The sequence below is a fragment of the Microbulbifer litoralis genome, from assembly GCF_023634065.1.
GTDB classification, from domain to species: domain Bacteria; phylum Pseudomonadota; class Gammaproteobacteria; order Pseudomonadales; family Cellvibrionaceae; genus Microbulbifer; species Microbulbifer litoralis.
Genome location: NZ_JALKCV010000013.1, coordinates 118551 through 131108, shown reverse-complemented (window position 1 = coordinate 131108; position 12558 = coordinate 118551). Strand labels below are relative to the sequence as shown.

Below are 12558 nucleotides of genomic sequence, written 5' to 3'. Positions count from 1 at the left end.
TTTTTTCAAGTTGAACGCTTATGCTGATGAAAAAAAATATCGAAAAACTGCTTTCGCCGTTAATCGGCATACTTATCGCAGCCTCCACGGGGTCGGTATGCGCGGCGGAACCGCTCCCCACGATCGAGGAAAACAACGGCCGCTACGCCCTGATGGTCGACAACGCCCCCTACCTGATCCTCGGCGCCCAGACCAACAACTCCGCCAACTACCCGGCCGCACTGCCCGACGTATGGCCGGTGGTGGAACAGATGCAGGCCAATACCCTGGTGATCCCGGTCGCCTGGGAGCAGGTGGAACCCGAAGAGGGGGAATTCGATTTCTCGTTTGTCGATACCCTGATCGATCAGGCCCGGGAAAAACAGGTGCGGCTGGTACTGCTGTGGTTCGCCACTTGGAAGAACAATGCCCCGCACTACGCGCCTTCCTGGGTCAAGCTGGATAACCAGCGTTTTCCCCGTGTAAAGACCGAGGACGGCAAAACCCTGAACTCCCTGTCGCCCCACTATCGCAGTACGCTGGAAGCCGACAAGAAAGCGTTCGTGCAGTTGATGCAGCACCTGGAGGAAGTCGACGAACAACGCACCGTGATCATGGTGCAGGTGCAGAACGAGGTCGGTACCTACGGTTCCGCACGGGATTTCTCCGACAGGGCGGAGAAGATCTTCCGGCAGCCGGTACCGGAGGAATTGCTGTCGGATGTCGATAAGGCGTCGGGTAGCTGGCGCGAAGTCTTCGGCGACGATGCCGACGAATTCTTCCACGCCTGGCATATCGGCCGCTATGTCGACGAAATTGCCGAAGCAGGCAAGGCGGAATATCCGCTGCCCATGTATGTGAACGTGGCCCTGCGCAACCCCTTCAACCCGGGCGAGCCCGGACAGTACTCCAGTGGCGGCGGAACGGACAATGTGATCCATATCTGGAAATCGGCGGCGCCGCATATCGATATGATTTCGCCGGATATCTACTTTCGCGATCACAAGACGGCGACCCGGGTCATGGACCTGTACGCGCGGGACGACAATCCGCTGTATATCGCCGAGATCGGCAACGACCAGCCCTACGTCCGCTACTTCTTCGACGCCATCGGCCACGGTGCGCTGGGTTTTGCGCCCTTCGGCATGGACGACACCAAGTACTCCAATTACCCCCTCGGCGCGGAGACCATGGATGAAAAGGTCATCAAACCATTTGCAGACCTTTACAAGGTATTCGGTTCCATGGGCTCCGAGTGGGCCGAGATTGCGCTGAACAACCGCACCTGGGGTTTCTCGGAGCCGGTCGACACCTACAAGCAGGATGGCGAACTGTGGAACGCCAAGGGCAGCGACGGCGGGCAGAAAGCTGAAAAGGACCCGGAGGACTATACCCAGCGCCAGGACCTGGGAGACTGGACCGCGGAGATCACCTACGGCCGCCCGGCGTTCTGGATAGAACCACCCAAGGGCAACGACCCGGCCTCCGGCGGCGCGGTGATCGCGGAGCTGGGCGAGGACGAGTACCTGGTGGTGGGCTACCACGCGCGGGTGAACTTTTCCCCCAGTGAAGCACTGGAGGGCGAGCAATATCTGTTCGAGCGCGTCGAGGAGGGGCACTTCGAAGACGGCGAGTGGGTCTTCGAGCGCGTATGGAACGGCGACCAGACCGATTGGGGGCTGAATTTCATTTACCGGCCCCATGTGCTCAAGGTCAAGCTCGCGACTTACAAGACCGATTAACCCGGGACTCGGGACTCGGGACTCGGGACTCGGGACTCGGGACTCGGGACTAGCGGGATTGTGCAGTAGGACCCTAGTGGTCCATGCGGAAAGTTTGGTGACTAAGGAGCACAGCCAAAGTGTTCAGATCAAGGCGAGAAAGCGCAGGAATAGTGGTTCTATTTCAAGCTTTCTCAACGCAGAGCTGGACGCTTTGGCGACGCGAACAGTTACACAACTTTCCGCATGGACCACTAGATAGAAAAATCCGTAGGATGGGCCAAGCGCAGCCTGCTCATTCTGAAGACAGTATAAGAAATCAGGCCGGAGCCGAACCATGAATAAACACAAAACCTTCACCCGCCCACTGCTGGCAATCGCGCTTTTTCCCTGGCTCTACGCCTGCGATGGCGGCCAGCAACAGGATACCCAGGCCGCGGCTGCGTCCAACTGGCAGCAGACGGCCCACGGCGCCATCGTCTCCCCGAGCGAGGGGGACTTCAAGAAGGTCCGCCTGCAGGTGATCGATGATGAAATCATTCGCGTCACCGCCACCCCGCAACAGGGCTTCACCAACCTGCCGGATACCCTGATGGTCACCGCCAAACCGCAGCAGGCAGCCTTTTCTGTTACCGAAGCCGATGGCGAGCTGGTCGTAAAAACCGGCGAGATTTCCGCCGAAGTCGATCTCGCCAGTGGCGAAGTGGAATTCAAAAACGCCGAGGGCGAAACGCTGCTCTCGGAAGCCGGCCGCAGCCTGGCACCGGTGACCCGCGACCCGGGCCCGGTGGACGCGGACTCCTACGCCCTGCGCCAGCGGTTCGAGCACCTGCCGGACGAGGCCTTCTACGGCCTCGGCCAACAGCAGGACGGCGACGTCAACTACGCCGGTGAAAACGTCGAACTCACCACCTACAACCTGGAAATCGCCATCCCCTACCTGGTTTCCAGCCGCAACTACGGCCTGTTGTGGAACAACACCGGCATCAGTCGCCTGGGCGATCCCGAACCGCCGCAGCTACTGTCCGCCGCTTTCGACCTCTACGATGCCCACGGCGAAAAGGGCGGGCTGACCGCGCGCTACTACGACGGCGAGGAACTGAAACTGGAACGCACCGAGGCGGACCTCAACTACCAGTTCCTGTCCCACGGCAGTGTGCGCGAAGTACCGATGCCGGAAGAGGTGGCCGATGCCGAAAACCTGCGCATCGAATGGAGCGGCCATATCGAGCCGAAAACCAGTGGCGAACACGAATTCAGGATGTACTCCAGCGGCTACGCCAGCCTGTCCCTCGATGGCGAGGAGCTGCTCGACCGCTGGCGCATGAACTGGAACCCCTGGTATCACAATGCCGAAGTGGACCTGCAGGCCGGCAGGCAGTATCAACTGGACCTGGACTGGCAGCCGCAGGGCGGCTATATGCGCCTGCTGCAACACGGCCCGCGCCCGGCCGCGGAGGCGCAGCAACTCTCGTTCGCCGCCGACACCGGCAAAGCGGTGGACTACTACTTCGTCGCCGGCGACGACAAGGACGACCTGGTGGCCGGCTACCGCGAGCTGACCGGCAAGGCCACCATGCTGCCCAAGTGGGCCTTCGGTTTCTGGCAGAGCCGCGAGCGCTACAAATCCCAGGGCGAACTGCTGGGTGCGCTGGAGGAATACCGCGAACGCAATATCCCCATCGACAATATCGTGCTGGACTGGTCCTACTGGCCGGAGGACGCCTGGGGCAGCCACGACTTCGACAGCGAGTTTTTCCCGGACCCGAAAGGCATGGTGGATCGCGTACACGAGCTGGACGCCAACATCATGATTTCCGTATGGCCCAAGTTCTACCCCACCACGGAACACTACAAGGAACTCAATGCGCAGGGCTGTATGTTCAACAAGAACATCGAGGAGGAAAACCTCGACTGGATCGGTCCCGGTTACCTCAACACCTTCTACGATGCCTACGATCCCGAGTGCCGCAATATCTACTGGAGCCAGATCCGCGACAGCCTGAACACCCTGGGCTTCGACGCCTGGTGGCTGGACGCGGTGGAACCGGATATCCACTCCAACCTGAGCTTCACCCACCGCAAGGAATTGATCACCCCCAACGCACTCGGGACCGGCGCCGAGGCGTTCAATGCCTATGCCCTGCCCCATGCGGAAAGCGTGTATAAGGGCGAGCGCGAAACCGATGGCCACAAGCGCAGCTTTATCCTGACCCGCTCCGGCTTCGGCGGTATCCAGCGCACCGGCTCCGCCATCTGGAGTGGCGACGTCGTCTCCCGCTGGTCCAACCTGAAGGAGCAGATTGCCGCGGGCATCGGCGTGGGCATGGCCGGCATGCCCTACTGGACTTTCGATATCGGCGGCTTCACGCCGGAAGACCGCTATCGCTACAACGGCGATATCGTCGTCGGCAACGTCAACGAGATGGCGGAGAGCGAGCGGGAAGAATGGCAGGAATTGAACCTGCGCTGGTTCCAGTTCGGCGCCTTCACACCGCTGTTCCGCGCCCACGGCCAGAATCCCTACCGCGAGATCTACAATATCGCCGACGAGGGCAGCGACACCTACGACAGCATGGTCCGGTATACCAGGCTGCGCTACCGGTTGATGCCCTATATCTACACCCTGGCCGGCGACGCCTATCACAGGGACGGCACCATGATGCGCGGCCTGGCGATGGATTTCGGCGGCGACCCGGAAGTGCGCGACATCAATACCCAGTACCTGTTCGGCCCATCGCTGCTGGTCAACCCGGTGTACGAATTCGGCGCTCGCTCGCGGGATGTCTACCTGCCCGAGGGCAGTGACTGGTACGACTTCTACAGCGGCGAGAAATACAGCGGCGGCCAGCACATCGATGCGGACGCTCCCTACACAGAAATGCCGCTGTTCGTCAAAGCCGGCAGCATCCTGCCCACCGGTCCGGAAATCCAGTCCACCGGTGAGAGCCTGAACGCACCGCTGACCATCAACGTCTTTACCGGCGCCGACGGCGCATTCGAAATCTACGAGGACGACGGCAGCAGCTATGGCTATGAAGACGGCGAGTGGTCGCGCATCCCGCTGAGCTACAACGAAGCCAGCGGCGAACTGACCATCGGCGAGCGCATCGGCAACTTCGAGGGCATGGCCGAGCAACGCCAGATCAGAGTGCGCTGGATCGGCGAGGGGGACGAGCCGTCCGACTTCGACGCCAAGGGAGCCAAAACCGTGCAGTACAGCGGCGGCAGTATAACCCTGAAGCGCGGATAACCGCCCGGCGGCCCCTCTTGCCACTGCGCTCTCCACTTTCGGGGAGTGACCGGCGGGAGGGGCCGGCGATTGCAGGCACAGAATAAAAAAGGCAAGCCATGAAACTGACCCTGTCCACAGCCCTGCTCCTCGCCATCGCGACACCGGCACTCGCCGACTGGTCCCTGCAGTCCCCGGACAGCAGCCGCGAAATCCAGGTGCGCCAGGATCGGGCACAAGGTCTCGAATACCGTATGCTGCTCCACGGTGACGGCAACACCACCGAGTTACTGGACTGGTCCCGGCTGGGCCCGATGATCCGCGGTTTCAGGCTCAGCCAGGGACCGCTGGAAGCGGATGTCAGTGATTTCTCCAGCACGGTGAAATTCACCGGCAGGGAGGCGGGCAGCGGAGAAGACCGCTACACGCTGGCCACCGGCAAGCGACTGCAGAATCGCGCCCGCTACCGCGCGCTGACGCTGTCGTTCGAGGACGCGGAAACCGGCATGGCGCTCGATCTGCAACTGCGCGCCTACAACGACGGCCTCGCCTTCCGCTATGTGCTGCCGCAGCAGAGCGACCTGCACTACCAGATGGTGGAGGAGAAAACGGCCTTCAATGTCGGCACTGGCGCCGACTTCTGGGGCCAGCCCTACGACTTCACCACCGCCTATCACCCCTCCTACGAAACCGCCTGGTTGAACCTGCCCAGCGGCAGCGCGACGCCGGCGGACCTGGGGGTCGGCTGGGGTTTCCCGTCCCTGTTCCGGAAAAACGGCGCCTGGCTACTGATTCACGAGGCCGGCCTGAACGAAAACTTTCACGGCTCCCACCTGCGGGCACAGGCACCCGGCGGCAACTACCGCATCGCGCCCCCCTCGGAAGGCAGCGCGCTGGGGCACGGGCTGAATATCCCCGCCGCCACACTGCCGTGGAAAATGCCCTGGCGTTTCGCCATTGCCGGAAGCGGCCTCGCCGAACTCGTCGAGAGCAATCTCGCCTACCATCTGTCGCCGCCCAACCGTATCGGGAATACCGACTGGATCGAACCGGGTATCGCCTCCTGGAGCTGGCTGTCGGACCACGGCAGCAGCCGCGACCTGGGGGCGTTGAAAAACTCCATCGACCTGGCCGCGGAAATGGGCTGGCGCTACTCGCTGATGGACGCCAACTGGAATATCATCGCAACGGACGCCATGGAGCAACTGGTTGCCTACGCAAAGCAGAAGCATGTCAGGCTGTTCTTCTGGTACAACTCCGGTGGCCGCCACAATTTTATCGGCGAACAGCCGCGCAACCGCATCCACAAACGCGCCAAGCGCCGCGCGGAGTTCGCCCGGCTGCAGGCGCTGGGTGTGGCCGGTATCAAGGTGGATTTTTTCCAGAGCGACAAGCAGGATTTGATCGGGCTCTACCAGGGCATTCTGCAGGACGCGGCGGATTTCCAGCTGCTGGTCAACTTCCACGGCAGCACCATTCCCCGGGGCTGGCGCCGAACCTGGCCCAACCTGGTCACCATGGAAGCCGTGCGCGGCGCCGAGTTCTATACCTTCCAGAAGGAAACCGACTACGACGACCGGGCGCCACGACAGAACAGCACCCTGCCTTTCGCGCGCAACGCAATCGGCCCCATGGACTATACGCCGGCACTGTTTTCACAACCGCTGGCCGGGCGCAGCACCAGCAGCGCCCACGAGGCCGCGCTGCTGGTGGTGTTTGAATCCGGCGTCCAGCATATCGGCGACAGTGCCGAATCCATCCGCGCCCTGCCCGCAGACTACCGCGATTACCTGGAAAAACTGCCCACCGCCTGGGACGAGACGCACCTGCTGGCCGGTTACCCCGGCGAGCACGCAGTACTGGCGCGCCGCAGCGGAGAGCGCTGGTATATTGCCGGTATCAATGGCGAGGCGGAAGCGAAATCGCTGAAGCTGAACATCAGCCAACTGGATCGGCTGGGCAATCGCACACTACTGCTGCACGACGACCCGGAACAACCTTTCGCCTCCAGCCGGGGCGCGCTGCAATCCCGCGAAAACCTGCAACTGTCCATGGCCGCCAACGGCGGTTTCGTCATGGTTGTCGAATGATGGCGACGGGGAAGATACAGAAAATCACCATCGTCGGCGGTGGTACCGCCGGCTGGATGGCCGCGGCGACACTCTCCCACCACTACCGGCAACACGCGCTGCAGATACAGCTGGTGGAATCCGATCAGATAGGTACCGTGGGTGTCGGCGAGGCGACGGTGCCCAGCATCATCAGCCTGAACCAGTACCTGGGCATCAACGAGCGGGAGTTCGTCAACGCCACCGGCGCCACTTTCAAACTGGGTATCGAATTCTGCGGCTGGCGTACACCCGGCCACAGTTTCTTTCACCCGTTTGCCGACTTCGGCGCACCAGTCGCCGGGCTGCCCTTTTTCCCCTGCTGGCTGAAGCTGCACCGCGAGGGCCGCGCGGCACCATTGCAGGAGTACTGCCTGTCCGCCGCCATGGCCAAGGCCGGCCGCTTCGCGCAACCGGACGACAGCGCTGCGACTCCGCTGGCCCTGTACAGCTACGCCTACCATTTCGATGCCGGTCGCTATGCGCGCCTGCTGCGCGATTATGCCGAGACGCGCGGCGTGCGCCGGGTGGAGGGCAGGGTGACCGACGTGGCCCTGAACCCGCACAGCGGCGATATCGAAACACTGCACCTGGAAAACGGCAGCCAACTGGACGGCGATCTGTTTATCGACTGCTCCGGCTTCCGCGGACTGCTGATCGAACAGGCGCTGGAGACGGGCTACGAGGACTGGCGCCACTGGCTGCCGGTCGACACCGCACTGGCGGTCCAGAGCCGTCGGACTTCCGCACCGCCCCCCTTCACCCGCGCCAGCGCCACTGCCGCCGGCTGGCGCTGGCGGATTCCGCTGCAGCACCGCAGCGGCAACGGCCACGTGTTTTCCAGTGCCCACATGACACTGGATCGGGCGCGCGAGTCGCTGTTAAGCAACCTGGACGGCCCGCCGCTGGGCGAACCGCGCCCGATCCGCTTTACCGCCGGTATGCGCAAGCAGTTCTGGCACCGGAACTGTGTGGCACTGGGGCTGGCGTCGGGCTTTATCGAACCGCTGGAAAGCACCAGTATTTCCCTGATCCAGACCGGGATCGAAAAGCTGCTGCAGTTCCTTCCCGAGCTGGTACCGGAACCGGAAAAAATCCGCGAGGCCAACCGCCTCAACCGGGAGGAGTACGAGCGGCTGCGGGATTTCATCATCCTGCACTACAAGCTGAACGGCCGCGACGACAGCGATTTCTGGCGCGAGATGCGCGCCATGCCGGTACCGGATTCCCTGCAGGCCAAACTGGACGCCTTCGCCGAGGACGGCCGTATGCTGGTCTACGAACAGGAGTCTTTCAGAGAGGCCAGCTGGCTCGCCCTCTACAACGGCCTGGGTTACCGCCCGCGCCGCTACCTGCCGGAGGTGGACAGCCTGGACACGGAACAGCTGGCGCAGGTACTGGAGAAAATGCGCCGCGCCGTGGCCGCGGGCGCCGACAGTGCGCCCACCCACGGTGAGTTTCTGGCGCAGCTGGAGGCCGGCTGAATTTTCCGGGCCCGCATCCTGGGCGCGCCGAGCTCCAGTTCGGCTTGCGGGCCGCAGGCCCGCCCAATAATGCGCCGGCTATGCCGGCGTTGCCGAGCCGGAGCTCTACAAGAATTATGGTGATTGCAAGATGTTGAAAAGACTGGTACCCACAATTCTGCTGTTTATCGCCGGCACAACCGCCGCGGGCGAAAACTACCACTGGCGCAATATCACCGTCGGTGCCGGCGGCTTTGCGCCCAATATCGTTTTCAGCCGGGCGGAGGAAAACCTCGCCTACCTGCGCACGGACATGGGCGGCGCCTATCGCTGGGAGCAGTCACGGCAGCGCTGGATGCCACTGCAGGACGGCATGGCCGAATCCAGTTATTTCGGTATCGAGAGTATCGCCGCGGACCCGGGCGATGCGGACGTGGTACATATGGCCGCGGGCATGTACAAGCACTACCCGGCCGCGATGCTGCGCTCCTTCGACCGCGGCCGCAGCTGGAAGGTGATACGAGTCCCCTTCGCCATGGGCGGCAACGAGGACGGCCGCGGCCTGGGCGAGCGGCTGGCGATCAACCCCGACAATACGGACCAGTTGTTGTTCGGCTCCCGCTTCGACGGCCTCTGGCAGAGCCTTGATCGCGGCGCCAGCTGGCGAAAGCTGGACAGTTTTCCCCACGCCGGGCTCGGCCAGCCACAGGAGCGCTGGAGCAGTCGCGGCGGTATCAGTTTTGTACTGTTTACCCATGGCAACATTTTCGCCGGCGTGGCCGATAGACCCGCCGCGGGTATTTACCGCTCCGGCGACGGCGGCGCCAGCTGGAAACGGATTGCCGGCGGACCACAGGCGCTGCTGCCGGTCCAGGCCGCCGCCGCTGGCGACCGCCTGTATATCACCTACAGCGACGATATCGGCCCCAACGGCATCCACGGCGGCGCCGTCTACAAGCTCGATACCGACAGCGGACAATGGAGCGATATCACCCCGCCACCGAAAGGCGCCGAGGGTGGATTTATGGGGCTCAGCGCCAGCGGCCAGAATCCGGATGTCGTCGCCGTGGCCACGGTCGACCGCTGGCAGCCACGCGACAATATTTTTGTCAGCCGCGACGGCGGCGAAAGCTGGCGGGAACTGGCATCCCGCAGCGAGCGCGATGTCAGCGCCACGCCCTATCTCTACTGGGGCAACGACGAGCCGGATTTCGGCTGGTGGATCGCCGGCCTGGCCTTCGATCCGTTCGACGACCACACCCTGGTCTATACCACCGGCGCCACGGTCTACCGCACGGAAAAGCTGGCCGCACGGAAACTGCCCTGGCGCCCCTGGGTCGCCGGTATCGAACAGACCGCGGTGATCACACTGACCAGCCTGCCACAGGGGCCGGAACTACTGAGCGGCTTCGGCGACATCAGCGGCTTTGTGCACGAGGATTTCGACCGCTCGCCGCGGACCATGCTGACAACGCCGGTGTTTGCCAACACCAATAACATCGATTACGCCGGTGCCGCACCGGAAATCGTCGTGCGCAGCGGCACACCGCCACACCGCGCCGAGGGACCGGTGCCGACGCTGGCCTGGTCCGCCGACAGCGGCCGCCACTGGCAGCCACTGACCGTGCCGCCGGTCTCCGTGAACGGAAAATCCCGGCGCTATGACCTGAGCGGTGACGACGCGATCACCGTCTCCGCCGATGGCGATACCTTCGTGTTCATGGCGCCGCGGCCCCAGCGCAGCGTCGATCGCGGCCGCCACTGGCAAGCCGTAAAGAACCTGCCCGTAGGCCTGCGCCCGGTGGCCGACCGCGTCGACGGCGAGCGTTTCTACGCGCTGGATTTTGCCCGCGGCAAGATCTACGCGAGCGACGACGCGGCCCGCACCTTCGAGCCGCTCAACACACAGGGCCTGCCCGCGGGGATGAAAGCCCCAAAAAACCGCGAACAGGCCTGGCCATTGCTGGCCACGCCGGGACGCAGTGGCGAGCTGTGGCTGGTATCGGACAAGGGGCTGTTCCGCTCCACTGACGGCGGCCGCAATTTTCGGCAATTGCAGAGCGACATCGCCGTGGAGGAAATGGCGTTCGGCAAGGCCGCTCCCGGCCGCGACCACCCGGCGCTGTTCGCCATCGGCACGCGCGACGGACTGCGGGCCATCTGGCGCTCGGACGACGCAGATGGAAACTGGCAGCGCATCAACGGCGCCGACAGCGAGTACGGCCGGCGCTACCGCACCCTGGCCGGCGATCCGCGCCACTTCGGCCGCGTCTATGTCGGCACCGACGGTCGCGGCATCGTGATGGGCGAACCGTCACAGCCATCGACGGCTTCCCGGCAGGATAAAAGAACGGCTGCCGCTGGCGGCAGTACACAATAGTAAACACGAGAGAGGTGAGAGCCATGCAACTGGCGTCCATCGACCTGCTGATCTTTATCGCCTACGTGGCGATGCTGATCACCATCGGCTACCTGGTGTCGCGGGAGAAAAGCGGCCACCAGAAAAACACCCGGGATTATTTCCTCGCCGGCAAGGGCCTGCCCTGGTGGGCGGTGGGGGCCTCGCTGATCGCGGCCAATATCTCCGCCGAGCAGATCATCGGCATGTCCGGTTCCGGCTATGCCATCGGCCTGGCCATCGCTTCCTACGAGTGGATCGGCGCAATCACTCTTATCCTGGTGGGCAAGTATTTCCTGCCGGTGTTCGTGCGCAAGGGCATCTACACCATGCCCCAGTTCCTGGAGCAGCGCTACGACAGCCGGGTAAAAGTCGTGCTGGCCGTCTTCTGGCTGGGTGTCTATGTGTTCGTAAACCTGACCTCGGTGCTGTGGCTGGGTGCCCTGGCCATCAATGCCATCGCCGGCGTCGAATTACTGTTCGGGCTGCTGTTCCTGGGCCTGTTCTCGGCGGCCTACTCCCTCTACGGCGGACTCAAGGCCGTGGCTCTGACCGATATCATCCAAGTGGTGCTGCTGGTGCTCGGCGGGCTGGTATTGTCCTACCTGGCCCTGGACCTGATTGCGGACGGCCGGGGTATCATTGCCGGGTTTATCGAGCTTACGCAGCGGGCGCCGGAAAAATTCGACATGATCCTGGCGGAAGACAATCCCCACTATATGAGCCTGCCGGGGCTCTCGGTACTACTCGGCGGCATGTGGGTGGTAAATTTCGCCTACTGGGGCTTCAACCAGTACATCATCCAGCGGGCGCTGGCGGCAAAGAATATCGAGGAGGGCCAGAAGGGCATCGCCTTCGCCGCCTACCTGAAACTGCTGATGCCGCTGATCGTGGTGTTGCCGGGTATCGCCGCCGTGGTGCTGATCCCGAACCTGGAGCGGCCGGACCAGGCCTATCCGCAGCTGATGAACCTGATGCCGGTCGGCTTCAAGGGGCTGGTGTTCGCGGCGCTGGTGGCCGCCATCGTCTCCTCGCTGGCATCCATGACCAACAGCATCTCCACCATTTTCACAATGGATATCTACGCCCGCTACCAGCCGGGCAGAAGTGAAAAACACTATGTGCGCGTTGGCCGCACCGCCGCGGTGATTTCCCTGGTACTGGGCATGATCTGCGCGCAACCATTGCTGGGGCAATTCGAGCAGGCCTTCCAGTATATCCAGGAATTCACCGGCTTCTTTACACCGGGTATTACCGTGCTGTTCGTACTCGGTGTCTTCTGGTCGCGCACAACCGCCAACGGCGCCCTGGTGGCCGCCATCAGCTCGGCGCTGCTGTCACTGGTAATGTGGAAATGGTGGCCGGAGCTGCCGTTTATCGATCGCATGGGGCTGGTATTCCTGATCTGCCTGGTGCTGGCGGTGATCATTTCGCTGCTGGAAACCCGCGATACCGCAGCAACTCATCGGGGCGGCGGCGAGGCGGTCGCCATCGGCGAGATCAGTTTCACCACCAGCCAGGGTTTCAACCTGGCCGCCCTGGGCGTGACGCTGATTCTGGCGGCACTCTACGCTACCTGGTGGTGAGCCAGCCCAAACCGGAAGGTATGGAGCCAAGCGGTGACATGGCAGTTTTCGCAAGAAGGACAAAGCGCAGC

At 63.0% G+C, this 12558-nt stretch carries 6 protein-coding genes; all 6 read left to right on the top strand.

The annotated features are described in order from the left end of the window. Positions 1–20 precede the first annotated feature (20 nt). The 6 genes from MWN76_RS17045 (at position 21) to MWN76_RS17020 (ending at position 12487) form a co-directional block, all read left to right on the top strand. Positions 21–1721 carry a GH35 family beta-galactosidase gene (locus MWN76_RS17045; RefSeq protein ID WP_250463573.1) on the top strand — a complete coding sequence of 567 codons (1701 nt, stop codon included), beginning with the start codon at positions 21–23 and terminating at the stop codon, positions 1719–1721. 316 nt (positions 1722–2037) lie between these two features. Further along, positions 2038–4953 (top strand): TIM-barrel domain-containing protein, encoded by a 2916-nt coding sequence (locus MWN76_RS17040; RefSeq protein ID WP_250463570.1) that lies wholly within the window; start codon positions 2038–2040, stop codon positions 4951–4953. Between the two features lie 98 nt (positions 4954–5051). Then, a complete protein-coding gene (locus MWN76_RS17035) occupies positions 5052–7022 on the top strand; it encodes a glycoside hydrolase family 97 protein (RefSeq protein ID WP_250463567.1) in 1971 nt (656 codons plus the stop codon). After that, on the top strand, positions 7019–8524 hold the full coding sequence (locus MWN76_RS17030; RefSeq protein ID WP_250463564.1) for a tryptophan halogenase family protein: 1506 nt from the start codon (positions 7019–7021) through the stop codon (positions 8522–8524). Before MWN76_RS17035 ends, MWN76_RS17030 begins: the two co-directional genes overlap by 4 nt. Positions 8525–8654: 130 nt before the next feature. Further along, positions 8655–10883, top strand: coding sequence for a beta propeller repeat protein (locus MWN76_RS17025; protein ID WP_250463561.1), 2229 nt, complete (start codon positions 8655–8657; stop codon positions 10881–10883). A 23-nt stretch (positions 10884–10906) separates the two neighbouring features. Then, on the top strand, positions 10907–12487 hold the full coding sequence (locus MWN76_RS17020; protein ID WP_250463558.1) for a sodium/sugar symporter: 1581 nt from the start codon (positions 10907–10909) through the stop codon (positions 12485–12487). Positions 12488–12558: the final 71 nt, after the last annotated feature.